Source organism: Lysinibacillus sp. BF-4 (assembly GCF_000743635.1).
GTDB lineage: Bacteria > Bacillota > Bacilli > Bacillales_A > Planococcaceae > Metalysinibacillus > Metalysinibacillus saudimassiliensis.
This window is the reverse complement of the sequence record NZ_JPUW01000001.1, coordinates 54042-81031: the sequence shown is the minus strand read 5'-3', so window position 1 is coordinate 81031 and position 26990 is coordinate 54042. Positions and strand designations below refer to the sequence as shown.

Annotated in this window: 26 protein-coding genes and 1 pseudogene; 2 read left to right on the top strand and 25 right to left on the bottom strand. The window is 41.4% G+C overall.

The window, feature by feature from the left end; translation table 11 throughout:
• Window positions 1-32: 32 nt before the first annotated feature.
• From fabG to sdaAB, 7 genes are all read right to left on the bottom strand, one after another.
• The gene (gene fabG, locus CH76_RS00390) at window positions 33-767 is read right to left on the bottom strand and encodes a 3-oxoacyl-[acyl-carrier-protein] reductase (RefSeq protein WP_036141310.1); all 735 of its coding nucleotides are present in this window, start codon (window positions 765-767) and stop codon (window positions 33-35) included.
• Window positions 767-1708, bottom strand: a complete 942-nt coding sequence (gene fabD, locus CH76_RS00385) for an ACP S-malonyltransferase (RefSeq protein ID WP_036141308.1) — start codon at window positions 1706-1708, stop codon at window positions 767-769. The genes fabG and fabD overlap by 1 nt, the downstream gene beginning before the upstream one ends.
• Window positions 1709-1722: 14 nt before the next feature.
• A complete protein-coding gene (gene plsX / locus CH76_RS00380) occupies window positions 1723-2709 on the bottom strand; it encodes a phosphate acyltransferase PlsX (protein ID WP_036141306.1) in 987 nt (328 codons plus the stop codon).
• Window positions 2706-3278 carry a transcription factor FapR gene (gene fapR / locus CH76_RS00375; protein WP_036141303.1) on the bottom strand — a complete coding sequence of 191 codons (573 nt, stop codon included), beginning with the start codon at window positions 3276-3278 and terminating at the stop codon, window positions 2706-2708. Before fapR ends, plsX begins: the two co-directional genes overlap by 4 nt.
• A gap of 86 nt (window positions 3279-3364) precedes the next feature.
• Complete coding sequence (recG, locus tag CH76_RS00370) at window positions 3365-5410, bottom strand: ATP-dependent DNA helicase RecG (protein WP_081892583.1); 2046 nt, start codon at window positions 5408-5410, stop codon at window positions 3365-3367.
• Window positions 5403-6299 carry an L-serine ammonia-lyase, iron-sulfur-dependent, subunit alpha gene (gene sdaAA / locus CH76_RS00365; RefSeq protein ID WP_036141301.1) on the bottom strand — a complete coding sequence of 299 codons (897 nt, stop codon included), beginning with the start codon at window positions 6297-6299 and terminating at the stop codon, window positions 5403-5405. Before sdaAA ends, recG begins: the two co-directional genes overlap by 8 nt.
• 12 nt (window positions 6300-6311) lie before the next feature.
• Window positions 6312-6974 (bottom strand): L-serine ammonia-lyase, iron-sulfur-dependent subunit beta, encoded by a 663-nt coding sequence (gene sdaAB, locus CH76_RS00360; protein ID WP_036141298.1) that lies wholly within the window; start codon window positions 6972-6974, stop codon window positions 6312-6314.
• Between the two features lie 130 nt (window positions 6975-7104).
• On the opposite strand from sdaAB, the gene CH76_RS00355 reads away from it, so the two are divergent.
• Window positions 7105-7419, top strand: coding sequence for a DUF5713 family protein (locus CH76_RS00355; RefSeq protein WP_036141284.1), 315 nt, complete (start codon window positions 7105-7107; stop codon window positions 7417-7419).
• A 38-nt stretch (window positions 7420-7457) separates the two neighbouring features.
• On the opposite strand, the gene CH76_RS00350 is transcribed toward CH76_RS00355, so the two are convergent.
• Window positions 7458-9095 (bottom strand): DAK2 domain-containing protein, encoded by a 1638-nt coding sequence (locus tag CH76_RS00350; protein WP_036141267.1) that lies wholly within the window; start codon window positions 9093-9095, stop codon window positions 7458-7460.
• A 16-nt stretch (window positions 9096-9111) separates the two neighbouring features.
• Window positions 9112-9474, bottom strand: a complete 363-nt coding sequence (locus tag CH76_RS00345; RefSeq protein ID WP_036141264.1) for an Asp23/Gls24 family envelope stress response protein — start codon at window positions 9472-9474, stop codon at window positions 9112-9114.
• Window positions 9475-9722: 248 nt separating this feature from the next.
• Between CH76_RS00345 and rpmB the strand changes: the two genes are divergently transcribed.
• Complete coding sequence (rpmB, locus tag CH76_RS00340) at window positions 9723-9911, top strand: 50S ribosomal protein L28 (protein ID WP_036141262.1); 189 nt, start codon at window positions 9723-9725, stop codon at window positions 9909-9911.
• A gap of 90 nt (window positions 9912-10001) precedes the next feature.
• On the opposite strand, the gene CH76_RS00335 is transcribed toward rpmB, so the two are convergent.
• The 16 genes and pseudogenes from CH76_RS00335 to CH76_RS00260 all read right to left on the bottom strand — a co-directional run bounded on the left by CH76_RS00335 (window position 10002) and on the right by CH76_RS00260 (window position 26955).
• Entirely contained in the window at window positions 10002-11537 is a 1536-nt protein-coding gene (locus CH76_RS00335; RefSeq protein WP_036141259.1) for an AbgT family transporter, read from the bottom strand.
• A 240-nt stretch (window positions 11538-11777) separates the two neighbouring features.
• Window positions 11778-12917, bottom strand: coding sequence for an MFS transporter (locus tag CH76_RS00330; protein WP_036141255.1), 1140 nt, complete (start codon window positions 12915-12917; stop codon window positions 11778-11780).
• Between the two features lie 3 nt (window positions 12918-12920).
• Window positions 12921-13568: a thiamine diphosphokinase gene (locus CH76_RS00325; RefSeq protein WP_036141252.1), complete on the bottom strand. Its 648-nt coding sequence runs from the start codon at window positions 13566-13568 to the stop codon at window positions 12921-12923.
• Entirely contained in the window at window positions 13565-14230 is a 666-nt protein-coding gene (rpe, locus tag CH76_RS00320; protein ID WP_036141249.1) for a ribulose-phosphate 3-epimerase, read from the bottom strand. The genes CH76_RS00325 and rpe overlap by 4 nt, the downstream gene beginning before the upstream one ends.
• A 1-nt stretch (window position 14231) precedes the next feature.
• On the bottom strand, window positions 14232-15116 hold the full coding sequence (gene rsgA / locus CH76_RS00315; RefSeq protein WP_036141245.1) for a ribosome small subunit-dependent GTPase A: 885 nt from the start codon (window positions 15114-15116) through the stop codon (window positions 14232-14234).
• Between the two features lie 11 nt (window positions 15117-15127).
• Window positions 15128-17140 carry a Stk1 family PASTA domain-containing Ser/Thr kinase gene (gene pknB / locus CH76_RS00310; RefSeq protein ID WP_036141242.1) on the bottom strand — a complete coding sequence of 671 codons (2013 nt, stop codon included), beginning with the start codon at window positions 17138-17140 and terminating at the stop codon, window positions 15128-15130.
• Window position 17141: 1 nt separating this feature from the next.
• Entirely contained in the window at window positions 17142-17888 is a 747-nt protein-coding gene (locus CH76_RS00305) for a Stp1/IreP family PP2C-type Ser/Thr phosphatase (RefSeq protein WP_036141239.1), read from the bottom strand.
• Window positions 17889-17892: 4 nt separating this feature from the next.
• Complete coding sequence (gene rlmN, locus CH76_RS00300; RefSeq protein ID WP_036141236.1) at window positions 17893-19038, bottom strand: 23S rRNA (adenine(2503)-C(2))-methyltransferase RlmN; 1146 nt, start codon at window positions 19036-19038, stop codon at window positions 17893-17895.
• 30 nt (window positions 19039-19068) lie between these two features.
• Window positions 19069-20421, bottom strand: coding sequence for a 16S rRNA (cytosine(967)-C(5))-methyltransferase RsmB (gene rsmB, locus CH76_RS00295; RefSeq protein ID WP_036141233.1), 1353 nt, complete (start codon window positions 20419-20421; stop codon window positions 19069-19071).
• Window positions 20418-21350, bottom strand: coding sequence for a methionyl-tRNA formyltransferase (fmt, locus tag CH76_RS00290; RefSeq protein WP_036141230.1), 933 nt, complete (start codon window positions 21348-21350; stop codon window positions 20418-20420). Before fmt ends, rsmB begins: the two co-directional genes overlap by 4 nt.
• Window positions 21347-21847 (bottom strand): peptide deformylase, encoded by a 501-nt coding sequence (def, locus tag CH76_RS00285; RefSeq protein ID WP_036141227.1) that lies wholly within the window; start codon window positions 21845-21847, stop codon window positions 21347-21349. Before def ends, fmt begins: the two co-directional genes overlap by 4 nt.
• Window positions 21848-21861: 14 nt before the next feature.
• Entirely contained in the window at window positions 21862-24237 is a 2376-nt protein-coding gene (gene priA / locus CH76_RS00280) for a primosomal protein N' (RefSeq protein WP_036141224.1), read from the bottom strand.
• A 155-nt stretch (window positions 24238-24392) separates the two neighbouring features.
• Window positions 24393-25100: pseudogene (coaBC, locus tag CH76_RS00275) on the bottom strand (bifunctional phosphopantothenoylcysteine decarboxylase/phosphopantothenate--cysteine ligase CoaBC); the annotation flags it as partial.
• Window positions 25101-25164: 64 nt separating this feature from the next.
• The gene (rpoZ, locus tag CH76_RS00270) at window positions 25165-25392 is read right to left on the bottom strand and encodes a DNA-directed RNA polymerase subunit omega (protein ID WP_036141220.1); all 228 of its coding nucleotides are present in this window, start codon (window positions 25390-25392) and stop codon (window positions 25165-25167) included.
• 6 nt (window positions 25393-25398) lie between these two features.
• Window positions 25399-26016 carry a guanylate kinase gene (gmk, locus tag CH76_RS00265; protein ID WP_036141216.1) on the bottom strand — a complete coding sequence of 206 codons (618 nt, stop codon included), beginning with the start codon at window positions 26014-26016 and terminating at the stop codon, window positions 25399-25401.
• Between the two features lie 30 nt (window positions 26017-26046).
• On the bottom strand, window positions 26047-26955 hold the full coding sequence (locus CH76_RS00260) for a YicC/YloC family endoribonuclease (protein ID WP_369792338.1): 909 nt from the start codon (window positions 26953-26955) through the stop codon (window positions 26047-26049).
• Between the last annotated feature and the right edge of the window lie 35 nt (window positions 26956-26990).

Here is a 26990-nt window from a genome sequence, read left to right as displayed (position 1 = left end):
TAATAAATTTTACACAATTTTAACAGCTTACATTACATTACCATGCCACCATCAATATGCAAGGTTTGACCTGTCATATAATTAGCACCTTCTGATGCTAAAAATGCTACTACGTTAGCGACGTCTTCTGGCTGTCCAAGTTTCGCCAGCGGGATTTGTGTTAACATCGCATCCTTAACATCTTGTGGTAACTCCTCTGTCATATCAGTTGCAATAAAGCCAGGGGCTACAGCGTTCACTAAAATATTACGTGCCGCAAGCTCTTTTGCTGTCGTTTTTGTTAAACCGATAACACCTGCTTTAGCTGCTACGTAATTTGCCTGACCTGCATTACCTGCAACACCTACAATCGAAGCAACATTAATAATACGTCCTGCGCGTTGTTTCATCATTTGGCGTGCTACAGCTTTTGTACATAAAAATACGCCTTTTAGGTTCGTATCCATTACGCTATCCCACTCGTCTTCCTTCATACGCATTAACAAATTATCGCGTGTAATACCTGCATTGTTAACTAAAATATCAATTGAACCGAAAGCATCCATTGCAGCACCCATTAAAGCTTTTACTTCATCTGCATCTGCCACGTTAGCTTGCACAGCAATTGCCTGTTGTCCAAGCGCTTTTATTTCTGCTACAACTTCCTCAGCTTTTGCTTGTGAGCCACTATAGTTAACGACAACATTGGCGCCGTCTTGTGCTAACTTTAATGCAATCGCACGACCAATACCGCGTGATGCACCTGTTACTACTGCTGTTTTTGTCATTATGCCCACTCCTTTGCCGCTTCTACTACTGCTTGTAAACTCGCTTCATCATACACGCAGTATGTTGTTACAGAACGGTCTACTTTTTTCACTAAACCTGATAATACTTTTCCAGGCCCGCACTCAATAAAAGTATCAACACCCAAATCAAGCATTTTACGTACACTTTCTTCCCAGCGTACAGGGCTATAAACTTGCGCGACAAGCTCTTGTTGCACATCACTCACCGCTACAACATCTGCTGTCACATTACCAATCAGCGGCACAGCTCCTTCTGTTAATGGCAATTGTGCAAGTACCGCATCTAGTTTTTCTGCTGCTGGTGTCATTAACGACGAGTGGAAAGGTCCACTCACTACTAATGGAATCGCACGCTTTGCGCCTTCCTCTTTAGCTAAAACACAAGCCTTATCCACACCAGCTTTAGTACCAGAAATCACAATTTGTCCTGGGCAATTTAAGTTAGCAAGTTGCACTGTATTACCTTGTTTAGTAATGCGCTCTGTCACACTTGTTAACTTGTCAGCATCCATACCTAAAATGGCTGCCATTGCTCCCTCACCTGCTGGTACGGCTTCTTCCATAAATAAGCCGCGCTTATGTACAGCAACAACCGCATCTGTAAATTGCATAACACCTGACGCAACAAGTGCGCTATATTCTCCTAATGAGTGCCCTGCAACATAGTGAGGTGCAATACCAGCTTGCTTTAAGCGCTCTGCTACCATAACACCTGTTGTTAGTAATGCAGGCTGTGCATTATACGTTAATGTTAGCTCTTCTTGAGGTCCTTCAAGCATTAACTTAGCTAAATCATAATTTAGCGCCGTGTTTGCTGCCTCATAAATTGCTTTACTATCTTCATGCTCCGCTACAAATTGCTGCCCCATCCCGACAGTTTGTGAGCCTTGCCCCGGAAAAATAAATGCGATTGTTGCCATTATAAAAAACCCCTTTAGTTTGATTTTGCAATCGTTTGTTGAATTGTAGATGTTACATCATACTCCACCATTTCTTTAGCTTGACGTAACGCGCTAAAAATTGCTTTTGCGTTTGACGAGCCATGCGCTTTAATAACAGGTGCTTTTAAACCAAATAGCGCTGCACCACCATACTCGGTATAATCCATTTTAGTTTTAATACCGCGTAAGCCGTCCTTGGCTAACACAGCACCTAACTTAGCTTTAGTAGAAGACGTGAAGGCTTCTTTTAGCATCGTAAACATAGTTACAGCTGTACCCTCAACAGACTTTAACACCATATTGCCAGTAAAGCCGTCTGTAACAACCACATCTGCTACACCGTTTAATAACTCACGTGACTCCACATTGCCCTCAAAGTTAAGTGCTTCTTGTTGAATCAACGGAAATGCTGCCTTAGTTAGCTCATTGCCTTTTTGTTCCTCTGTACCAATATTTAATAGCCCAACGCGTGGTGTAGCTAGTTTACGCACCTTTTGTGCATAGACATTGCCCATCACTGCATACTGCGCTAAATGCTCTGGTTTTGGGTCAGCATTTGCACCTAAATCTAGCATTAAAAAGCCCTTACCATCAATTGTAGGAAGCGTTGTCGCTAATGCAGGTCGTGCAATACCATCAATACGCCCTACTTGAAATAGCCCACCTGCCATTAATGCACCCGTATTCCCCGCTGACAAGCAAGCCTCCGCTTGCCCTTCTTTTACAGCTTGTAAAATACGCGCCATTGAAGAATCTTTTTTACGGCGTACAGCACGTGCCGCGTCATCCGTTGCCTCAACAACCTCCGAACACTCTACAATTTGGATTCGTTCATGTGTCTTTAAATATGGTTGCATCACTTGTTGCTGTCCATATAAATGAATGGTTAACTCAGGAAACGCCTCTAGTGCTTGGTATACACCCTCAATTACGGCTTGTGGTGCATTATCTCCACCCATGCCATCTACTGCAATAATCATTGATTTTCACCTCTTGTACGATACATTTCAAATTCGCCTTTAAAGACATTTTTATTGTCCACAGTGGATGTCACCGTTACATAGGTGCGATTTTTTTCGCTATCCTGTCTTGTGACCACTGCTTTAGTTATTACGCGGTCGCCTGCACGCACAGGTTTTGTGAAAATAATTTCAGCGCGTACGGTTAATGCCAGTTCATCATCAATTACAGCCACAGCTAATGAGTTAGCTTGCGCAAATAAATGATGTCCTCGTGCAATGCCATTACGCTGAAATACGTGCTCCTCGCCCACATCAAAAATAGATAACGCTCGTTTATCAAGCTCAATATCGATAATTTCGCCGATTACTTCGTCAAGTGGTAAAGACTTCACTTCATTCTCATATGTTTTTGCAGCGACATCTTTAATACGTTCACGTAATTCGGGTATTGCTAACTCCATTCGATCTAAACGAATCGTCTGCACACTCACATCAAAATGTGCGGCTAACTGCTCGTCTGTAATGAATGGATTGTCAGTAATCGTTTCTACTAACAATTGCTGACGTTCTTTCTTTGGTTTTCTCACGTCAACTGCCACCTTCTTTTATCAGATATTAGCACTTGGTACTAACATCAGTATAATAATTCATAAATTAGATTGCAAGCGATTTTTTAATCGAAGCGCTCACCATCTGCTACTCCACTAGTTTTTAGCATATGTTGTAGCCCCTCATACATTGGATCATGCCAAAAGTTTGGCTCATGCAAAAGTGCAACCGCATCTTGTCTTGCTACATCTAAAATACGATAGTCTTGAATAAGATCTGCCATTTTAAATTCTGGCAAACCACTTTGTTTACGCCCAAAGAAATCCCCTGGGCCACGTAACTCTAAATCTTTTTCAGCTAATACAAAGCCATTATTAGTCTCTGTCATAGCCGTCATACGTTCCTTACCTTCATCCGTTTTAGGGTCAGCCAACAAAACACAATAGGATTGATGTTCACCACGTCCCACACGCCCACGTAATTGATGGAGTTGCGCTAAACCAAAGCGCTCAGCATCTGTAATCATCATAAACGTTGCATTAGGTACGTTAACCCCAACTTCCACTACCGTTGTAGAAACTAATACATGGATGCGCCCCTCAGAAAAATCACGCATCACGCGCTCCTTATCATCCGCATGCAATCTACCATGCATTAAGCCCACCGTAAACTTGCCATCATAAACTGTCGTTAGTTGCTCATATAACTCTACGGCGTTTTGTACATCCAACTTGTCCGATTCCTCAATTAATGGACAAATGGCATACGCTTGACGCCCAGCTTGCAATTCACGCTCCAGTCGTTCAAAAATAGATGGCAGCTGCTCTGGTCGTAGCCAGTGTGTTTCAATCACTTTGCGTCCTGCTGGCATTTCATCAATTGACGACACGTCCATTTCGCCAAATGCTGTAATGGCTAAAGTACGAGGTATCGGTGTGGCTGTCATAAACAACACATCAGGGTTTTCGCCCTTATCGCGCAATACCCTACGCTGTGCTACACCAAAACGGTGCTGCTCATCTGTAATCACCAGCCCAAGATTAGTAAATTGCACATCAGGCTGAATGAGCGCATGTGTACCAATAATAATATCTATGTCACCACTCGCCAAATGTGCGAGTATTTCGCGTCGCGCCTTCGTCTTTGTCGAACCTGACAATAGCGCTAAGCGTACACCAAAAGGTGCTAACCACTCAGCAAGCGATGCGCCGTGCTGTTCAGCTAAAATTTCAGTTGGGGCCATAAGTGCACCTTGATAACCAGCCGTAACAGCCGCATATAAGGCTAGCGCTGCTACTACCGTTTTACCTGAACCAACATCTCCTTGTAGTAAGCGGTTCATACGACGCATCGATTTAATATCTCGAAATATTTCATTTACTACGCGCTTTTGTGCATTCGTTAGCTCATAAGGTAGGCTCGCAATAAAAGCTTTTACCTTAGCTAAGTCATAGGCAATAGCTGTGCCTGCCTCCTGCTCTAAACGCAACTGGCGTAATGCCTGCATACGAAGTTGAAAATGTAATAGCTCCTCATAAGCAAAGCGACGTCGTGCCTGCATAGCATGTGCCGCGCTCGTTGGAAAATGTACAGCATACAAAGCATCTACAATCGGTAGTAATCGATACTTTTCACGTAATGTGTTAGGTAAGCTATCAACAATCTCATCCTTATACGTTTCGAGCGCTGTTTGAATAAAGGTCGCAAATCGTTTTTTAGTAACCTTGCCGCGCAGTGCGTATACAGGCTCAAAATCAAGTTGCTCGGTCTTTGGACCAAAATCAATTTTAGTTGCACTAATACTTTGGCGACCTTTATCCCACTTACCTGTAATCGTAACAATGTCACCAACATGTAATTTGTTTTTTAAATAGGCTTGGTTAAAAAACACAGCCTTCACTAAATAACGACCCGCTAAAATTTGCACCTGTAAGCGATTTTTTCGCCCAGTATAAAAAACGGTAGGCTCACTCTCAACGCGCGCTTCTACCGTTACTTTTTCATTATGTGGTGTTTCAGCTAAATCTTTTAAACGTACATCCTCATGCCTTGCAGGAAAGGTGAAAAGTAAATCCTCAATTGTCTCGATACCGAGCGTGTTAAGGTTTTCTGCCGTTTCCTTGCCGACACCTTTTATGACGGTTATGGATTGTTGAATGCCTTCACTCACCTTGCGTAACAGCTCCTCCAAATATTTTTGCAGCTAATGCGCGACCTGTTGGTGTTGCCGCTAGCCCTCCGCGAGCCGTTTCTTTTAAATTTGGACTCATAGACTGCCCAATACGGAACATAGCACCAATAACCTCGTCACAAGGAATACGGCTTGTAATGCCTGCTAGTGCCATATCAGCGGCTACAATTGCATTAGCTGCCCCCATTGCATTACGTTTAACACATGGCACTTCGACTAAACCTGCCACAGGGTCACATACTAAGCCTAGCATGTTTTTCATAGTAATCGCAAAGCCTTCTGCACATTGTTGTGGCGTACCGCCTGCCATTTCAACAACACCTGCTGCTGCCATTGCTGCTGCAGAGCCAACCTCAGCTTGACAACCGCCCTCAGCTCCTGAAATCGAGGCATTATTAGCTACAACAAAGCCAAAAGCACCCGTAGTAAATAAATAATCAATCATTTGATCTTCTGTAGGTTGTAATTTTTGTTTAACAGCAAATAGCACACCTGGCACTACGCCTGCTGAGCCTGCTGTTGGTGTAGCACAAATTGTGCCCATTGCTGCGTTTACCTCATTCGTTGCTACTGCCTTACTCACTGCATCAAGCAACATATCTCCCGCTAAACCTTTACCGCTAGCGATATACTTTTGCATGAGTACGGCATCGCCTCCTGTTAAACCTGTTACAGATTGCACGCCTTTTAACCCACGCTCAACTGCAGCCTCCATCACAGCGAGGTTATTTTTCATTTGGGCACGAATATCATCAATTGAACGCCCAATAATCGTTGCCTCTTGCTCTTGCATTAATGCTGCGATACTTTTTTGTTCAAGCTCGGCGCGTTCTACAAGCTCTCTAACGTTGTGAAATAATACATCCATCTCTAGCGCCTCCTACGTATTAATTTTTGATACTTTATTAATATTTGGAATTAAGGATATTTGCTGTAGCACTTTATCCTCAATATTTTGGTCAACTTCAATTACCATCAGTGCCGTTAACCCTCGTTCAATACGTGATACTTCCATATGACCAATATTTACGCTATGCATAGCTAAACAGTTAGCCACATTCGCAATGCAACCCGCACGGTCATCATGCACAACTAAAATAGCTGGCATGCCGCCTGTTAAGCGTAGCTTAAAGCCGTTCACTTCACTTACCTCAATTTTACCGCCGCCAATGGAAATCCCAACAACAGACATTTCGCCCTCGTCGTCTTCCATCACAATACGCGCCGTATTAGGGTGCTCTGTATGTGCCGTCTCAGGAATAAACTCAAACGCTAATCCCTGCGCCTCTGCATCAGCAAACGATGTTTTAATGCGCTCATCATATGTGTCATAGTCAAGTAGACCACCAATAATAGCAACGTCTGTGCCATGCCCCTTATACGTTTCGGCAAACGAGCCAAACAAATGGATGGCTACGCGCTTTGGTTGACGACCAAATAAATCACGTGCCACCCGACCAATACGTGCGGCGCCTGCTGTATGCGATGATGACGGACCAATCATAACAGGCCCAATAATATCAAACACGGATGTAAATTTCATCTTGCACCCTCCTTCATTTACGTTGCCATTATTTTATCACGAAACAAATAAAATAAGAACTTTTGTGCATATTGTCGAAATTTTGCGGTTATGGTACAAATAATAGACAGGTTATAGAGGAGGTTAGCTTATGAAGGAAGAACTTTATTTAGTAGATATGTATCGTGATGATTACTACCCCAATTTTTTGGTGGATCGCATTAAAAACTATTTGCAAACAGCTGAGCAAGTAATGCAACATCACAGCGAGGATTTAGTACGTGTACAACAAGCCCTTGATGTGGCTGTTAGTAGTATCAACGATTTGGCTGAGACATTTTACGCGCATAATAGTGAAATTGAAACGGTGGCACGTGAGGACATTGCGGAGACTGTAATGACGATGCTTGATCACTATACAATTACACTAGACATTGAGGAAGCATTGCGTGAGCGTGATTGGTAAAAAAAGAAGCGGTGACATGACGTCACCGCTTCTTACTATTATTCTACTGAAATGATGAATGGGTACAGTGCCTGTTTACCGTTAAACAGCTCTACCTCAACATCTTCATTTAATGATTCAATAAACGTTGCTAACTCAGCAGCTTGTTGCTCTGTTGCGTCCTCACCGAAAATAATCGTTACAATTTCTGAATCCTCATCCACAAGCTGCGTTGCTACAGTTTGTGCCGCCTCTGCCATTGTTTTCGTTGAAGCAATAATTTTACCTTCCGCTAATGCCATAAAGTCATTCTTATGGATTTCGACACCGTCAATTGATGTATCGCGCACTGCAAAAGTAACTTGACCTGTTTTCACATCTGCAAAAGCCTCTGTCATCGTTGCTTGGTTGTCTTCAACACTTGCCTCTGGGTTAAACGCTAAAATTGCCGCCATCCCTTGAGGAATTGTTTTAGTTGTGACAACTGCCGCTTCAATATCAAGTAACTCTACTGCCTGCTCTGCTGCCATAACAATATTTTTATTGTTTGGTAAAATTAGCACGCGCTCTGCGTTAATTTCTTTTACCGCTTTTACAATGTCCTCTGTTGAAGGGTTCATTGTTTGACCGCCCTCAATAACATAAGAAGCGCCTATGCTGCGTAATAACGTAGCTACACCCTCACCCATCGCAATTGTTACAATCGCATAGGGATGTGTTTCTTTCTTCGTAGCGGGTTGCTCCTCGTTAACAATTGCTGAGTGTTGCTCACGCATATTATCAACTTTAATTTTAATAAGGCTACCGTATTTTTGACCAATTGTCATAACGTTACCTGGTGTTTCGGTATGCACATGCACTTTAGCTACCTCATCATCTGAAATAACTAATAATGAATCACCAAGCTCTGCTAATGCATTACGGAAATCATCTTCGTTAAACGGCTCTTTATCGTCCTCAAAGCGCACCATAATTTCTGTACAATAACCAAAGACAATATCATCTGTGCTCATAAAATCTTGTACACGGTGATGCTCTGCACTAATTAAATCATTTAATGTTGCATCGTTTTTCTCTGGTAATGCCTCACCTTTAAGTGATGCTAAAAAGCCCTCATACACAAATAAAAGACCTTGACCACCACTATCAACCACACCAACCTCTTTTAATACAGGTAATAAATCTGGTGTGCTATCTAACGCAATTTTAGCCTCTTTTGTGAAGCCTTCCATTAACGCAATAATATCTGTCTCTGTTTCAGCAAGTTGCATACCCTTTTCAGCTGCGACACGTGCTACTGTTAGGATTGTGCCTTCTACCGGCTTCATTACAGCTTTATATGCTGTATCTACGCCTGCTTGGAAAGCTTGTGCAAATTGTTTTGCATCGATTTTTTCTAGTGATTCAATTGATTTACCAAATCCACGGAACAATTGCGATAAAATAACGCCCGAGTTACCACGCGCGCCCATTAACAATCCCTTAGATAAGGCTTGTGCTGTTTTACCGATATGCTCACTTGCCTGCGTCTCGGTTTCTTTTGCTCCTGAGGTCATTGATAAATTCATGTTAGTACCTGTATCACCGTCTGGCACAGGGAACACGTTTAAAGAATCTACGTAGTTTGCATTTTGATATAAATGATGCGCTCCCATTTGCACCATTTCGGCAAACTTTACTCCGTCTAAAAACTGCATTAGTAAAAGTTCCTCCTTATACGTTCATAACACGCACGCCTTGCACATAAATGTTTACTGCTTTTACGTCCATGCCTAATGTTTTATTTACTGTGTATTTTACTTTAGATTGTACTTGATAAGCTACTTCAGAAATTTTTGTGCCGTAGCTCACGATAATATACATGTCAATATGTAAGCCATCTTCTTGCGGGCGTACAATAACACCTTTTGCAAAATTCTCTTTTCGTAAAATATCTGTTAAGCCATCTCTAATTTGATGCTTAGATGCCATCCCTACGATACCGTAACATTCAATTGCTGCGCCTCCTACGATTTGCGCGGCAACATCGTTCGAAATATCAATTTGGCCAAATTCGCTTTTAAGTTCGATTGACATAACAATGCCTCCTTGACTCATTTTCACTAAAATCTATTGTACCATTTTCATTTTGCTTTAAGCAATATAACACGTCACACCATTATTCGCGATAGTTTGCTGTCACAATTTTATGGTGTAAAGGCTTTTTTCTTGAAAGGTTGTGTAAAATGTCTTGCACTGATTTTAACTGTATGTTAAATTATTATGGTATGTGAAATATCGAACTGAAAACTTTTCAGCATTTGACAGTAAGGAGGGAACACAACATGCCAAAACAATGTGTCATTACTGGACGTCGCGCGCGTACTGGTAACAACCGTTCGCACGCTCTTAACGCTAACAAACGTACTTGGGGTGCCAACCTTCAAAAAGTTCGTATCTTAGTTGACGGTAAACCGAAACGTGTATGGGTTTCTGCTCGTGCATTAAAATCAGGTAAAGTAGAGCGCGTTTAATAAACGCTTATAAAAAAGACGTAGCGATTAATCGCTGCGTCTTTTTTCGTTGTACAAAAAAATGAGCTGCTTATATGCAGCTCATTTTTATTATGGCGTATAGTAAATCGGCGCGCCTGGTCCTAAATCAATACCTAGAAGCATCCAAATAATTAATGTAATTGTCCAGAATAATAGGAAGAACATTGAATACGGGAACATAACCGAGATTAATGTACCAATCCCCATCTTCTTATCATACTTCTGAGCAAAGGCAATAACCATCGCAAAATACGTCATTAACGGCGAAATAATATTGGTTGATGAGTCAGCAACACGGTAAGCCATTTGTGTAAGCTCTGGCGAATAACCAAGTCGCATCATAATTGGCACAAAAACAGGTGCCATGATTGCCCACTTAGCTGAAGCACTACCAATAAATAAGTTAATAAATGCCGCAATTAAAATAAAGAGAATAAGTAACGGGATACCCGTTAAGCTAATACTTTGTAAAAATTCTGCGCCGTAAACACCAAGTACTAAACCTAAGTTTGATGTTGTAAAGTACGCTACAAATTGTGCGATAACAAATGATAGTACAATAAACATACCCATTGAAGACATCGTATCTGCCATCATTTTAGCTACATCTTTATCACTACGAATCGTTTTTGTAACCATACCATAAACAATACCTGGGACAAGGAATAAAATCGCTAAGATTGGCACTAATCCATCTTTCATAAATGGTGACTTAACAATTGGCATCTCACCTTCTACACCACGTAACGGTGCACCTGGTAGTAACACAAGTAATGCAAACAGTACTGATGCAACAAGTGCGGCTACAAATGCCCATACAATACCTTTAATTTCTGCACGTGTTAGTTTATCCATTGTTTCCGTATGTTTACCTTGATACTCACCTAAACGAGGTTCTACGATACGTTCTGTTACCCAAGCACCTACGAATGTTAAAACAAGTACAGATGCTGCAATGAAGTAATAGTTCATTGCAATCGTCATATTTGCTGCGTAAGCTGGGTCAATGATCTCAGCTGACATAATCGTAAACTCACCAAGTAATGCATCAGTACCAGATAATAATAAGTTGGCACTAAAACCACCTGATACCCCAGCAAATGCCGCAGTTAAACCAGCGATTGGGTGACGCCCTAAAGCTAGGAATAAAATCGCACCTAGTGGTGGCAATACAACATAACCTGCATCTGAAGCTACAGATGACATAATCCCTGCAAATACTAAACCTAATGTAATGAAACGTTTTGGCACTGACATGACAAAGCCACGTAAAATTGCGCTAATTAAGCCTGAACCTTCAGCTACACCAATACCAAGCATTGTTACAAGTACAACACCTAATGGCTTAAAGCCTGTAAAGTTTGGTACTAAATTTGTAAAGATATAATGAATACCCTCGCCATTTAGTAAGTTAACAACCTCAACATTTTCTCCTGGTTTACCTGGGTGCTCAACTGAAATGCCCAGCCAAGATACCACTGCTGATAAAACTAACACACCAACTGCTAATAAAAAGAATAGTGTGACAGGGTGAGGTAAACGGTTACCCGTCTTCTCAATTACATTGAGGAATTTCTGGAAAAACCCCTTTTTCTCTGCCTCCATGAATGGCCTCCTTAAAATACTTCAACACATTGTCGAATTTTATCATCATCCAATATAGCATGATATTTCACCTATCGTAATAACATTATCTATTCCAAAAATGCTTATTATTCGTAATTTTTGCGCTTTATCTCATAATTTTGTATGTTTTTACCTTTTTACAACCTAAAAATTTTCAGTTAACCCATTAAACTTATAAAAAAACGCTTTCTCAGCTATAGTTTGAGAAAGCGAAATTTTTTATTTAAATTCAAATTTTCTGTATAAAATTAAACCGAATAGTGTGCTAATGAATGAAATACTAGCAAGCACAAAGTAAAAAGTTTGCCCACTTACAGCGTCATAAAGCACGCCTCCCGCGTATGAGGCTATAATGCCCGACAGACCAAAGAACAATAAAGCTAAAATGGTTTGCCCGGTTGCACGCCACTCTACTGGTACAATGCGATACAAATATTGAATAGCTGCTGTGTAAAAAATCGGGAAAGTTAGCATTTGTAACACCTGAACAAACGCTAATATTTGTGGATCTGTAACAAAGGCTGATACAAAAAAACGTACAAAAAAGAAAAATGCAGCAAAGGTAATTGTCAATAGCTCCTTGCCTTTACGTAACCACCAAAAGCTTAAGGCAAAAACTATAATCTCACTGCCTGCCGCAAAGAAAAATGCCTGACCAACTTGCTCTGTAGAGCCACCTAATGCACGGATGTGTACGCCTAAAAAAGTATCATTCATACGTGCTGGCACTGAACTCATAAAGACAAGTAGTAAAAAGAGTACTGTCTTTTTATCCTTAAAAAAGGTAGTAAGTGCACCTAGTGTTACTGGTGATGAGGACGCTGCTACATTGGGCATTGTTGTCATAATGGCAATACCTAACACACCAAGTACCACAAAAAATATGGCAATACTACTCATGCCAAACCAATTCATAACATAACCTGCCGCAAGTGAGGCTAAAGCATAACCAAGCGCTCCGTATGTACGAATGGCACCGTAACTAATTTTTGCACGCTCTGCAATAGTGAAATTTAAACTCTCTGTTAGGGGGTCTATAGCCATTAAAAAGAAATAAACGCCCATGGAAAATGCCACCAACATACCAAATTGCTCAGCTGTAAATAATAAATAACCTAGGATTGTCGCAAGCGTTAGTAATACAAGCAATACGTTACGCATCGCTTTTGTTTTATCACTAATCATGCCCCAAAGTGGTTGCGTAACAATCGTCACAAAACCACCTGTTCCGACGATAAAACCAATTTGCTTAGTAGTTAACCCCTGCTCGCTTAAAAATACAGGTAAAAATGGAATGAACAACGCTAACATACCGAAGTAAACAAGGTTGAATCCTTTTAATCGTTGATGTGCTTGCATCGCTTAATCCTCACTCATAATCATCATAATTGTATTTTCTTCAAAAGAAATCGTTGCCGCTTCACCTATAAACTCATTACTTGTAAATAAACCACATGTTAGTGGCATTGGCTCATTTGTTGTCTCGTATTTTAGGCCACGGATTGTCACACTGCTCACATCACCACCATACGCAAAAAATGAAACATAAGCGAGGGCACTCTTATTCAGCTTTGTAGTGCCTGGCAATAAGAAACGGATGTGGTTACGTCTACTGGCAATTTGCCATGTGATATGTGGATAATCTTGTTGTAACTCATAAATTTTACGCAACACTGCTTCGTAATGATCTAACCGCCCTCCTGTCACGCCTGTCACAATGACCTCAGTTGGCGTTAAGGCAAGCGCCCGTTGTAAAGCTAGATTGGTATCCGTATCATCCTTCTCTGCAGGATAGCGCTCAATCTCAGCGTTTGTTTGCTGTAATTGTTGCCACTCCTCAGCTGTAACAGAATCAAAATCACCAATCATAATCGCTGGTGTGATGCCCTGCGCTATGCAATAAAGAGAACCTCGGTCTGCGCCGATGACCACAGTCTCTTTATTGACATAAGAAAGGAGGTCACACAGTTCTTCAACTGGACCTCCTGCACAAATTATAACACGCGTCATGCTAACGCAAGCTCTCCAGCTTTGCGAATGGCTTGTAAAGCTTCGGCGCGGTCTTCCTTATTGTAAATGGCTGAGCCTGCTACAAATACAGTAGCTCCTGCTTCTGCACAAGGAATGATTGTTTCTTCGTTAATGCCCCCATCAATTTCAATTTCAATTGATAGCTGACGTTCTTTAATAATTTTTGAGAGTGCGGCTACTTTAGGCACAACAGAATGAATAAATTTCTGTCCACCAAAACCAGGGTTAACCGTCATAAATAGCACCATATCAATATCCTCTAGCACATGCTGAATTGACTCGATTGGTGTATGTGGATTTAATACCACGCCTGGCTTAACACCAAATGAACGGATTAATTGAATCGTACGGTGTAAATGCGGGCATGCCTCTACATGCACCGTAATATACGCTGCGCCTGCTTTAGCAAACTGCTCAATATATTGGTCTGGGTTTTCAATCATTAAATGTACATCCAGTGGTAAGTCCGTATGTGGGCGAATCGCATCCATAGCGATTGAACCAAATGAAATATTTGGTACAAAGTGACCGTCCATTACGTCAACGTGAATTAAATCAGCGCCTGCGCGTTCAACGTCCTTTACCTCTTCAACTAATTTACCAAAATCGGCTGCTAAAATAGATGGTGCAATTTTAATCATGTTAGTACCTCGGCTTTCTATCCATAATTTCTTGTAAAATTTGTTCGTAATGCTTAAAGCGGTAATCTGCAATGTCGCCTGCTTCAACAGCGGCCTTAACGGCACACTTTGGCTCTTGCTTATGCAAACAACCTCTAAACTTACAATGCTCCGCATACTTAGCTAAATCCGGGAAGCACTGCGTGAGCTCCTCACGCTCAATTGTATCAAAATCAAATGAGCTAAAGCCAGGTGTATCTGCTAATAATCCACCTGCTACCTCAATTAATTCTACATGACGTGTCGTATGCTTACCGCGCCCTAAGCTATGTGAGATTTCGCCTGTTTTTAATTGGAGTTGTGGCAATAATGTATTGAGTAATGTTGATTTACCTACACCTGATTGCCCTGCTAATACCGTTGTTTTACCAACCAATATTGGCGTTAACTTTTCCATTAAGGTTGGCTCATCAATATATGCTGTGACTACTTTATATCCAATATCCTCATAAGCTTGTACATACGCTGCGATTTGCTCACGCTCTGACGCTGTTAGCAAATCCATTTTAGTTAAGCAAATAATAGGTTCAACATGATACGACTCTAAAACTACTAAAAAACGGTCTAATAACCCTGTATTAAAATCTGGTTCTTTTACAGAGAATACGAGTAATGCTTGGTCAACATTAGCAATAGGTGGTCGTACTAATTCATTTTGACGTGGTAGAATGGCTTCAATAGCGCCATCTGACCCCGCTGTTTCATTGCTATACTCTACAAAATCACCGACTAAAGGTGACTCACCGCGGTTACGAAATATCCCGCGTCCTCGACACTGCACTAATTGCTCACCATCAAATACATAGTAGTAGCCGCTTAATGCTTTACGGATTTGTCCTTCTGCCATTAAAACCCTCCTTAAATATCGTCGTACGCGATTGTTTCTTCGGCAATGACTTTGCCTTCGCTAATAATACGGAAGCTGGCTTTTTGCCCTTGCTCGACTTCCATACGCACTCGGTATTTTGTTGGTGCATTAATTTCGAGTGTTTCGAGTGGGTCTGCCATTGTATGCCCTTTATCTTGTACATAAATTAATACTTTACGCTTTGGCTGTGGCACTTTTGGCTTGTCTTCCTTATCAGCCTCATCCTCACCTTCAACGTCTTCTTGCTCTTGTGGCTCTTCTACTTCATAAGGGATATCTACCGTTTGAATATAGGTTTTTGTAGGTTTTGCAGCTGGACCTTTAGAAAGCGTTACACTAATTGTTGATCCTTTAGCTAAGCTTGAGCCACTTTGTGGTGATTGTCGAATTACATTACCCTTTTGCACACTGTCAGAGTGTTCTTCTCCACCTATGTGGATTTTCAAGCCAGAAGACTGCGCATAATTTTCGAGTGCAGCATTATTATAGCCAGTTAAATCTGCTACTGTAATGCTATCCTGCCCTTTGCTAACGGTTAATACAAGATCTGTATCTTTAATCGTAACTTCTTTACCAGGCATTGGGTCCTGCGTAATAATAACACCTGCTACAACCGTATCATCGTATTCTTCTTCAATACGTACGCTCTTAAAGTTTTCTTTATCAATACTTTTCTTTAATTGCTCATACTTGCGCCCTGTATAATCTGGCATTTCAGTTAATGCCTCGCCCTTACTAATAATCAAATCAATATCTGCATTCTTCATCCGAAGTGTGCCTGATTTTGGTGATGTCTCAATAATTTTGCCTTCCTCGATGTCACTATCATGACGCTCTACAGTATCACCTACTAAAAAGCCTGCCTCCTCAATCATTTTCGTGGCATCATCCACACTTAAACCTGTCACATCTGGTACAGGTGACTTTTTAGGTTGAAAGGTATCAGAAAATAATAACGCTGCAATTAATGGCACAGCAACAGCTATAAATAAACCAATAATAATAAAGCGCCAACGCTTACGATTATGTGATGGCTCCTCATCTTTTACAGGTGGTGTTGCATCAAGCTCTACTGTTTTGCTCAAGTCTGTCGTTTTATTTAAAGGAACGTCCTTAATGACAGGCATAGCTTTTGTCTCGTCGTCATCAATTGCGACACGAAATGGCGCTTCGTTTTCACGAGCAGGCGATAATACTGTTGTTAAATCCTCATGCATAGCTTCAACAGAAGCATAGCGATTAAAAGGATCTTTCGCTGTCGCACGTAGTACTACGTTTTCTAAACTTTGCGGGATGCTTGCATCTATCGCACGTACAGAAGGTGTTTCGCTTTGTAAATGCATTAAGGCAATAGATACTGCAGATTCTCCTGAAAAGGGTAACTCCCCTGTCAACAGCTCATATAGTACGATACCTAACGCATAAATATCAGACTTATGGGTAGCACCACTACCTCGTGCCTGTTCTGGTGATAAATAATGCACAGTGCCTAATACAGAGTTTGTTTGCGTTAAGGCAGTTGCTGATAGCGTCATTGCAATCCCAAAGTCTGTTATTTTGACATCGCCATTTTCGTCCATCAAAATGTTTTGAGGTTTAATATCACGATGTATAATTTCATTGTCATGTGCATGTGCAATAGCTGATGTTAATTGCTTCATAATATAAACTGAGCGCGCGGGAGAAATTGGTGCGTACTCTTGGATATACTGCTTTAACGTTTTGCCCTTTACATACTCCATTACAATATAATGCAGGTTGCCCTCGTCTCCAACATCGTATACATCAACAATATTGGGGTGCGTTAAGCTCGTTGCTGACAGTGCCTCTCGTTGGAAGCGGCGCTGTAGTTCGTCTTGGTCAGAAAAATCATAGCGCATTACCTTAATGGCAACATCGCGGTTTAAAATAATGTCATGTGCTAAATACACATTCGACATCCCGCCACCGCCAATCATTTTAATGATTTTATAGCGGTCATTAATTCGTTTACCTTCTAACATATCAGCCCTCCCCTTCCTTCATTAGAAGCACGAGGGAAATGTTATCCTCGCCACCGCTTTCATTAGCAAGCTGTACTAATTGCTTACCTTTATCCTCAAGCGAAATCGCAGCAAAAATAACAGCGCCCATTGCACGCATCGTTACCTTATTACTTAGTCCGTCTGAACAAACAAGCACATAAGAGTGCTTTGTTAATGTAATTTCATAAATATCTGGCTCTACACGAATATCCGTGCCTAGCGCTTTTAATATGACATTTTTCTTTGGGTGGTTTTTCGCTTCTTCTACACTAATCTCGCCGCTCTCCACAAGTGCATTTACATACGAATGGTCCTTCGTAATTTGCTTTACCTTGTTATCATAAAAATGATAGACACGGCTATCGCCAACATGCGCAATTAAGCAATGTAAGTCATCAATCAGCACTAAAATAAGCGTTGTACCCATGCCGCTACAATCAGGATTATTGCTTGCATAACGGTATAACGTCTTATTTAATTTTTTTACAGTTTCGAGTAGCCATTCTTTCTTTTTATCACTCGTTGCAAAGCTTTTGGGTTTTGCTTGTAAAAATAACTCACGCGCTTCTTCTGCTGCCATTTGGCTGGCCACATCACCTGCATTATGACCGCCCATACCGTCAGCAACTAGCGCCATCTGAAGACCATCCTCACGTGTTACAAATGCGGCACGGTCTTCGTTAATTGAACGCTTGCGTCCAATATCACTTTCGACTGTGTATTTCACGTTGTCACCTCGTCTCTTCTTCTCGCTCTTTCGCACGTAATTGTCCGCACGCAGCATCAATATCAGAACCTTGCTCTCTACGAATGGTTACGTTGATACCATTGTTCTTTAATGTTTTTTCGAAAGCAAAAATTTTGCTGCGAGATGTACGAATATAATCACGTTCTGGTACGTAGTTTACAGGAATTAAGTTAACATGACATTTAATCCCTTTTATTAACGCTGCTAACTCTTCTGCTACCTCTACAGAATCATTTTCACCAGACATTAAACCATACTCAAAACTAACGCGTCGACCAGTTTTTTTCGTATAGTAACGAACAGCTTCCATAAGTTCGTCTAACTTATAAGCACGTGCAATAGGCATTAATTTTTGACGTGCCTCTTGATTTGGTGCGTGTAGCGATACCGCAAAGTTAATTTGTAATTGCTCGTCCGCAAACTGATAAATTTTAGGCACAATCCCTGATGTTGATACTGTAATATGACGCGCACCAATATTTAACCCTTTATCATGATTGACTACTTTTAAGAAGTTCATCATCGCATCATAATTATCAAACGGCTCACCAATACCCATAATTACGATATGTGATACACGCTCGCCTAATTCATCTAATGATTGTTGTACTTTTACAACTTGCTCTACAATTTCACCTGCTAATAGGTGACGCTTTAATCCACCAAGCGTTGATGCACAGAATGTACATCCAATACGGCAACCCACCTGTGTTGTTACACATACCGAGTTACCATACTCATGGCGCATTAATACGGTTTCGATAGCATAGCCATCTTGCAATTCAAATAAAAACTTAATCGTACCATCTTTAGATTCTTGCTGGATGATAGTTTTTAATGTAGTTAGCACAAAATTGGCTTCCAATTTATCACGTAAGCCTTTTGATAGGTTAGACATATCTTCAAATGTTTTCACGCGTTTAATGTATAACCATTCAAAAATTTGTGCTGCACGAAACGCTTTTTCCCCGTTAGCTTTTAACCAGTCTTGTAATTGCTCTGGTTGGAATGAGTAAATTGATTCTTTTAAGTTTGGCTTTTCCTTTTTAGTGCGTGCTGGTTTTTCTGCAATATCTTCAACTAAATCATCAATACGTTCATTTAATTCACTTAATGTTTTTTCTTCCATTATAAACCTCTTCTTTAATTCAAATTTTCACTAGGCTTGTTTACGAAATGCTGCTACGAAGAAGCCATCACTTCCAAAATCTTGCGGGAATACTTGTAACATACCGTCTTGTTGCTTAGCATCAAGTGCAGCAGGTAGATTTTGTAATGGTGTAGATTGCATCTTCTTCACATCTTGTAAAAATTGTGCAACCGTACCTTCATTCTCCGTTTTATCTACAGTACATGTACTATAAATTAATAGACCGCCTGGCTTTAGTAAGCGAGTTGCTGCTTTTAATAAGCTCAACTGAATTGCCTGTAGGCTCTCAAGATCTTCTTCTCGCTTTGTATATTTAATATCTGGTTTACGGCGCATTACGCCTAAACCACTACAAGGTGCATCTACAAGTACCGCGTCAAATGACTCCAACGCTAAATACTCAGGTGCCTTACGTCCATCAAGTGGTGCTGTGTCTACACTCTCTAAACCAAGACGCGCTGTATTTTGGTCAATCAGCTCTAATTTATGTGGATGTAAATCTAAAGCTAAAATAGAACCTTCATCGTTCATTTTTTCAGCTAAATGTGTTGTTTTACCACCAGGTGCTGCACACATATCTAATACGCGCCAATCTGGTTGTGGATTCATAACAGTTGCTGGGAGCATAGAGCTCTCATCCTGAATTGTCATTAAACCATCAGCAAATGCTTTTGTACGCGCTGCTTGTCCACCAGTAATGTGTAAGCATTCAGCAAGTAAAGTACTTTGCTCTACTTTAATACCTTCTGCCGTTAAACTAGCTACTACCTCTGCTACTGTTGCTTTGGTTGTATTAACACGTACTGTTTGCACAGGAGGCACGTTGTTTTCTTCAAGCATAGCTTGTGTTGTTGCCATACCATATGCTTCTACCCAGCGCTGTACTAACCAATCAGGGTGACTTGTTGCAATCGCTAAGCGTTCAATTGGATCAGTAATTTCGTCCGTTGAACGTACACCTTGACGTAAAATCGAACGTAAAATACCATTCACTGTTGAGGCAATCCCTTTATGTCCACGACGCTTCGCAATTTCTACTGCTTCGTTAACAGCCGCATGCGGAGGAATACGTGTTAGGTAGTGCATTTGATAAAGTGATAGGCGCAGTAACCAGCGTACCCAGTGATCAATCTTGCCACGGATAAATGGTGCTAAATAATAATCTAATGTCATTTTATGTTGCAATGTGCCGTATGTCATCTCTGTCAGTAACGCACGGTCCTTTGGCTCGATTTTATGACGTTTAATTGTTTCATGTAAAAGTAAGTTACTATACGCTTGATTTTTATCTACCGCAAGTAAAATTGATAATGACGCATCACGTACATTACCGTCCCAAATTACTACACTTTTTTTGCTCATTCGAAGCGGTCCCCAATCTGTAATTTCGCGCCAACACCATTAAGGTAATCCTCTGCTGACATACGCTTTTTGCCCGAAGGCTGTAAATCATAAACGGCTACACTGCCCTCAGTAGCTGCGATTTCAAAATAATCTTTATGAATCGCGACAACCTCACCTGGTGTACCGCTTGTTGTTGCAGGCTGTGCCCACCAAATCTTAATCGTAGCACCATCTAATGTAGTATAAGCTGTCGGCCAAGGATGAAGCCCACGCACTTGGTTATACACCTCAGTTGCTGTTTTTGACCAGTCAATACGTTCTTGCTCGCGTGAAATATTGCTAGCAAATGTCACTTGGGTTTCGTCTTGTACGATGCGTTCATTTGTCCCTGCAATAATGCTTGGTAATGTAGCTTGTAATAAGTCACGACCTACAATAGATAGCTTATCAAACATAGCGCCCGTGTGATCATCCGCCTCAATAGCAATCGCTTGCTGCGCAATAATATCACCTGCATCTAGTTTCTCTGCCATATACATAATCGTTACGCCTGTTTCCTTCTCTCCATCAATAATTGCTTGATGAATCGGTGCGCCACCACGATATTTTGGTAATAGCGAGGCATGCACATTAATACAGCCTAAACGCGGAGTATCTAATAACGCCTTCGGTAAAATCTGGCCAAATGCTGCCGTTACGACTAAGTCAGCTTGTAAATCAATAATTTGTTGTAGCTCTGCTGAGCCGCGTAATTTTTCGGGCTGGATAACAGGTAAGCCTAAAGCAACTGCCTCTGCCTTAACGGGTGGAGGTGTTAGCACACGCTTGCGCCCTACAGGACGATCCGGCTGTGTAACAACGGCTTTAATATCATAGCCCTGCTCATGAAGCATACGTAAAATCGGCGCCGAAAAAGCTGGCGTACCCATAAATACGATGGAAATCATGCTTCTTCCTCCATTTCCTCATACATCGCTTCGATTTCTTCATCCGAATAAACGCGTGTAATTTTATCATTAAATAACACGCCATCTAAATGGTCAATTTCGTGCAAAATTGCGCGTGCATCAAAGCCACCCGCTTCTAGCTCATAAATTTGTCCTTCGCGGTCTGCCGCTTCGATACGTACATATGTCGGGCGCTCCACATCACCAAATAAGCCTGGGAAGCTTAAGCAACCTTCCATGCCAACTTCTGCACCGTCTGTTTCGAGTACAGTTGGGTTAATCATCTCTAAAATATCACGTTCGTCACCAATTTCAACAATTGCTACACGAAGACCTACATCAATTTGTGGTGCGGCAATGCCAACACCATCATACTCAACCATTGTGTCATATAAATCATCAAGTAATGCGATGAGTTTTTCATCAATTACTGTTACTTCTTCAGTTTTTGTTGTAAGCACAGTTGCTGGGTGCTTTACTACTTCTTTAATTGTCATTATTAGCCTCTTTTCTATATCATTGACGGGTCTAAATCTACCGTCAACTGTACGCCTTGTTTTTGCCAGTCTGCTCGGTACATGGCAATTAAACGATGTAATACAGGAATTAAATTTGGTTCAATTTTATATTTTATCAAACATTGGTAACGATATCTATTTTGCACACGACTAATCGCAGATGCAGTCGGCCCAATAATCCGAATACGCGGTAATTGCTCACGTAACCAATTGGTCGCAAGTTGTGCATAATGCCCTGCCTGCAGTACATCCTCGTGAGATACTTGCACCAGTGCAATATAAAAATACGGTGGGTAACCAGCGCGTCTGCGGTGTGTCATTTCTTGCTCATAAAAAGGTAAATAATCCTGCTGTTGAGCTAACTCAATAGCATAATGCGTTGGGGTATACGTTTGTACGACTACGCGCCCTTCTTTATCATGACGGCCTGCACGCCCACTTACTTGAGTTAACAACTGAAACGTTTTTTCAGATGCGCGAAAATCAGGTAAATGTAGTGATGTATCTGCACTCAATACACCTACTACCGTAATATTAGGAAAATCTAGCCCTTTCGCAATCATTTGTGTGCCCAGCAAAATATCGGCCTCACCACAACCAAACGCACTTAAAATTTCTTCGTGTGCGCCTTTTTTACGCGTTGTATCGACATCCATACGTAAAACGCGTGCTGTAGGGAAATGCTTTTGCAGTTCTTCCTCTACTTTTTGTGTCCCTGTACCAAAATACCGTATGCGCTCACTTGCGCATTGCGGGCAAGTTGTAGGAACCGCCTCCTCATAGCCACAATAATGACAGCGCAATCGCTCTTGACTACGATGATAAGTTAATGAAATATCGCAGTTTTGGCATTGCACTACTGTACCACAATCTCGGCACATCACAAATGATGAATAGCCTCGGCGATTTAAAAACAATACAATTTGCTCTTTCCGGGCTAAGCTCGCTGTCATTTCAGTAAGTAAGCTACGTGAGAACATGGACCGATTACCACTACGCAACTCATCCCGCATATCAACAACCTCAACTGCAGGCAGACTTTGTTGCATAGCACGCTCACTCAATGTTAACAAAGTGTAAACGCCCTTCACTGCACGTGCATAAGATTCAAGAGCAGGTGTCGCACTACCTAATATCACAGGGCATTGATGCATGTGACTACGCCAAATGGCTACATCTCGCGTATGGTAACGCGGTGTATCTTCCTGTTTATAGCTCGCTTCATGCTCTTCGTCTAAAATAATAATGCCGAGATTAGTAAATGGCGCAAATATCGCTGAGCGCGCACCTACAACTACCTGTACCTCTTGTTGCTGTATTTTACGCCACTCATCAAATTTTTCGCCACTAGAAAGCCCACTATGCATCACGGCTACACGGTCACCAAAGCGGCCACGAAAACGCTCTGTCATTTGCGGTGTTAATGCAATTTCTGGTACTAGCATAATAGCTTGTTGCCCCTCGGCTAGTACTTGGTCGATTTTTTGTAAATAAATCTCCGTCTTGCCGCTGCCTGTTATGCCGTGTAATAAATACGTATGAGCTTCATGTAGTACAATTCGATCCTTAGCTTGTTGTTGTTCAGTTGTGAGTGTGAGTGCTGTTGTTTTATCAACAGCTGTAGCAAATGGGTCACGGTAAATCTCTTGCTGTGTAAAACTTGCTGCTCCCGCTTTAATCACCTCTTGAAGGACCGCCGTAGATGCCGGAATATCACTAGGTAAAAATTGCTGTTCACTATGTGCTGCTAGCCATTGCAAAAGCTCATGTTGCTTTTTGGCACGCGTACTTGTTACTGTTTGGGCCGCTTCAATTTGTTCGAGATTGCCGACAGTTACATAACGTACTTGCTTTGCTTTACCTCGCTGACTCACTTTAGTCGTTATGCGTAAGTGTCCATTGCGTACGCCTTGTTTTACTTCAGCTAATAAATTTGCTTGTTCAGCCACTTTATAGCTCATACGCCCTTGCTTCATATTAGTTGCAAGCTCCATACTAAGCTCCTCGATGGGTATAAGTGTCTCAATCATTTTTTCGTATTTGGCACGTAATGCTGATGGTAGCATTGCCTGCAGGGCATCAATTTCAAAACAAATGGTTTCGTGCTTAAGCCACGCCGCAAGTTGTAATAACTCAGGTGTTAGCACAGGCTCAATATCTAATAGCTCTGTAATAGCCTTTAGCTTACCTGTTGGTACGTCGGTTTCTTCTGTAAGTGCAATAACAAAGCCAAGCACTGGTCGTCTACCAAAAGGGACCTTTACCCGACTACCAATTTCAATAATGCCTTGCCATTTTGCAGGTATAATATAATCAAAAGGACGGTCAACATGATACGTTGGTACATCTACAATTACTTTTGCAAACATTACTGCGTACCTTCTTGTAGGCGTGCTAAAATACGTTTGGCTCCGTCTAAATTTTTGACCATAATGGCAAACGGTAAAACAATATCCTCGGCAACATCTGCACTAATAACAATGCCTGACGGATTAGTATCTTGCCATGCTAGTACATATGGTACTAACGCTTCTTTTGTTTTAATAACTTCCTTTATTAACTCGTGAGGAAGTGCTAGTGGCTCACTTGTTACAATAGTTAACGGTTGCTTAGCCTGTGCAAAATACGTAGCAATCGTTTGTCCTAATAAACTGTTTTGCCCTGCTACTACTAATACATGTGCGACAGGCTTTGTAGCAAAATGTGCCTGCACAAGTGCTGTGATTTTTTCTGGCTCCTCTAAACGTCCCTTGCCAACATAGCCACAAGCTAAATAACCTTCGGATGGCTCAATAAAGCGATAGCCATCTTGATGAAGTTGCTCAATATTGCGTAATACAGCTGGGTGATCATACATGTGAACGTTCATGGCAGGAGCTATCCAAACGGGAGCGGTTGTTGCGAGTAGCGTGGTTGTGACCATATCATCTGCAATACCATGTGCTAGCTTTGCCAACACATTAGCGGTTGCTGGTGCTACAAGCACAAGGTCTGCCCAATCTGCTAAATCAATATGTGCAATTACACGTGAATCTTTTTCGTCAAAGGTATCATAAAAAACATCGTTTTTAGACATTACTTGAAAGCTTAAAGGTTGTACAAATTGTCGTGCAGAAGCGGTCATAATCACTTTTACATTACAGCCTGCCTGCGTTAATTTACTTGTAAGTGCTACAGCTTTATAAACAGCAATGCCTCCTGTTACACAAAGTAATACATTTTTACTCGCCATTTTTCATGCCTCCTTAAACAATAAGCTCCCAAAGAGTATTCTTCGGGAGCTGTATTATCCTAGATTAAATTTCGTCTTCGTAAATTGCTGATGCATCTTGTTCTTTTTGTGTAAGTGCGCCGACACTAACTTCTTCTAGTGCCTTACCTACAAATTTGTGTGAACGGTACGTGTCTAATTGCTCTGTACCCTCATACTCTTGCATTTGGCGTGCACGTTTAGATGCAAGACTTACTAAAGAGTATTTTGAATCGATTTTGGTTTTTAATTTATCAACTGATGGATATAACATACGTTATTATTCCCCTTTCAACATAGCGATATAGCGCTTTTCGACGCGTTCGCGGCGGCAATGCTCTGCCTTAATAATAGCATTAATACGGTCACATGCGTTATGAACTTCATCATTTTCTACAACATAATCGTATAAACTCATCATTTCTACTTCTTCTCTAGCTTTTGCCACACGACGTGCAATAACGTCTGCCGGCTCTGTGCCACGACCCTCTAAACGGTCTTGCAGTGCTGTAATGCTTGGTGGCGCTAAGAAAATAAATAAGGCATGAGGCGCCTTTTCACGAATTTGGGCAGCACCTTGTACTTCGATTTCTAAAAATACGTCACGTCCTGCATCTAACGTTTCATTGACATAAGCAAGTGGTGTGCCGTAATAGTTACTAACAAACTCTGCATGCTCAAGTAAGCCACCTTGTTCGATTAGTGCTTCAAACTCCTCACGTGTTTTAAAGAAATAATCCACACCATCTTCTTCACCCTCACGTGGTAAACGTGTTGTTGCTGAAATCGAATACTCATAATTCGTATTTGGTTGTGAAAACAATTCCTTACGTACTGTACCTTTACCAACGCCTGACGGACCTGATAATACAATAAGTAAGCCGCGTTCTTTACTCATTTTCATTCTCCTTTATATATGGCAATCATTTTACTCTATATTTTGTACTTGTTCACGCATTTTCTCTAAAATTGTTTTAGCTTGCACAACAGCTACTGATACGACTGTTGATTGATTTTTAGAGCCAATGGTATTAATTTCACGGTGCATCTCTTGCATAATAAAGTCTAGCTTACGCCCAATAGCTTGCTCGCTCTCTAGCGTTTTAGCAAATTGTACAAAGTGACTTTGTAAGCGGTCAAGCTCCTCTGCAATATCCACACGCTCTGCATAAATCGCAACCTCTGCAATGGTGCGCTCTTCCACATCAATTTGTCCTGCTACACTTTGCAAACGTTCAAGCAAACGTGTACGGTATTTTTCGACTGCTTGCGGAGCCAATGCTGTAATTGTGGCAACTTCATCTGCTAGTGCTTGTTGTTGCTCAACGAGTACTTGCTTGAGCATTGCACCCTCTGCCTCGCGCATGGCAAGCAAAGCATCCATGGCTTCTAGTAATGCTTGATGCACAGCTTCATTTACTTGCTGTGTAGGTAAATCTTTTTGTTGCACAAGTGCGCCCTCTAATGAAAACAACTCACTCATTTGCCACTGCTCTGCTAGTGGTGCAAGCTTAGCTACATCTTGACGCGCAGCAGCATAGGCCTCAATTAGCGCTGTATTTACTGCAATCGTTTGTGCTGCCTGCTCAAGCTCTTTCACATTTACGGTAACATCTACCTTACCGCGTGCTAATTTTGTAGAAATTGTTTTTTTCGTCAGCACTTCTGCTTCCATCCATTCCTTGGGGAAGCGGCTATGTACTTCTAAAAAACGGTGGTTGACTGAACGCATTTCTACAGTTAGTTGAAATGCCTTGGTTGTTGTGACACCTCTGCCAAAACCCGTCATGCTACGTACCAAGCTCGTCACATCCTTCATGCGTATACTGTCGTACATTATACCATAGGCTCATGTTTTTTCGCAGTAGCTCC

Coding starts and splice junctions, on each gene's coding strand:
- def (WP_036141227.1), bottom strand. CDS start 21,847: ATGACAATTAAAGAAGTAGTAAAGCACCCAGCAACTGTGCTTACAACA.
- priA (WP_036141224.1), bottom strand. CDS start 24,237: ATGTTTGCAAAAGTAATTGTAGATGTACCAACGTATCATGTTGACCGT.
- sdaAB (WP_036141298.1), bottom strand. CDS start 6,974: ATGAAATTTACATCCGTGTTTGATATTATTGGGCCTGTTATGATTGGT.
- CH76_RS00355 (WP_036141284.1), top strand. CDS start 7,105: ATGAAGGAAGAACTTTATTTAGTAGATATGTATCGTGATGATTACTAC.
- rpe (WP_036141249.1), bottom strand. CDS start 14,230: ATGATTAAAATTGCACCATCTATTTTAGCAGCCGATTTTGGTAAATTA.
- rpmB (WP_036141262.1), top strand. CDS start 9,723: ATGCCAAAACAATGTGTCATTACTGGACGTCGCGCGCGTACTGGTAAC.
- pknB (WP_036141242.1), bottom strand. CDS start 17,140: ATGTTAGAAGGTAAACGAATTAATGACCGCTATAAAATCATTAAAATG.
- gmk (WP_036141216.1), bottom strand. CDS start 26,016: ATGAGTAAAGAACGCGGCTTACTTATTGTATTATCAGGTCCGTCAGGC.
- plsX (WP_036141306.1), bottom strand. CDS start 2,709: ATGATTATTGCAGTAGATGGCATGGGTGGAGATAATGCACCACAAGCC.
- fabD (WP_036141308.1), bottom strand. CDS start 1,708: ATGGCAACAATCGCATTTATTTTTCCGGGGCAAGGCTCACAAACTGTC.
- CH76_RS00325 (WP_036141252.1), bottom strand. CDS start 13,568: ATGACGCGTGTTATAATTTGTGCAGGAGGTCCAGTTGAAGAACTGTGT.
- fmt (WP_036141230.1), bottom strand. CDS start 21,350: ATGATTTCCATCGTATTTATGGGTACGCCAGCTTTTTCGGCGCCGATT.
- CH76_RS00345 (WP_036141264.1), bottom strand. CDS start 9,474: ATGTCAATCGAACTTAAAAGCGAATTTGGCCAAATTGATATTTCGAAC.
- rsmB (WP_036141233.1), bottom strand. CDS start 20,421: ATGAGCAAAAAAAGTGTAGTAATTTGGGACGGTAATGTACGTGATGCG.
- CH76_RS00330 (WP_036141255.1), bottom strand. CDS start 12,917: ATGCAAGCACATCAACGATTAAAAGGATTCAACCTTGTTTACTTCGGT.
- CH76_RS00260 (WP_369792338.1), bottom strand. CDS start 26,955: ATGTACGACAGTATACGCATGAAGGATGTGACGAGCTTGGTACGTAGC.
- rsgA (WP_036141245.1), bottom strand. CDS start 15,116: ATGGCAGAAGGACAAATCCGTAAAGCATTAAGCGGCTACTACTATGTA.
- CH76_RS00350 (WP_036141267.1), bottom strand. CDS start 9,095: ATGCAGTTTTTAGACGGAGTAAAGTTTGCCGAAATGGTGCAAATGGGA.
- CH76_RS00335 (WP_036141259.1), bottom strand. CDS start 11,537: ATGGAGGCAGAGAAAAAGGGGTTTTTCCAGAAATTCCTCAATGTAATT.
- rpoZ (WP_036141220.1), bottom strand. CDS start 25,392: ATGTTATATCCATCAGTTGATAAATTAAAAACCAAAATCGATTCAAAA.
- rlmN (WP_036141236.1), bottom strand. CDS start 19,038: ATGGAAGAAAAAACATTAAGTGAATTAAATGAACGTATTGATGATTTA.
- fabG (WP_036141310.1), bottom strand. CDS start 767: ATGACAAAAACAGCAGTAGTAACAGGTGCATCACGCGGTATTGGTCGT.
- sdaAA (WP_036141301.1), bottom strand. CDS start 6,299: ATGGATGTATTATTTCACAACGTTAGAGAGCTTGTAGAACGCGCCGAG.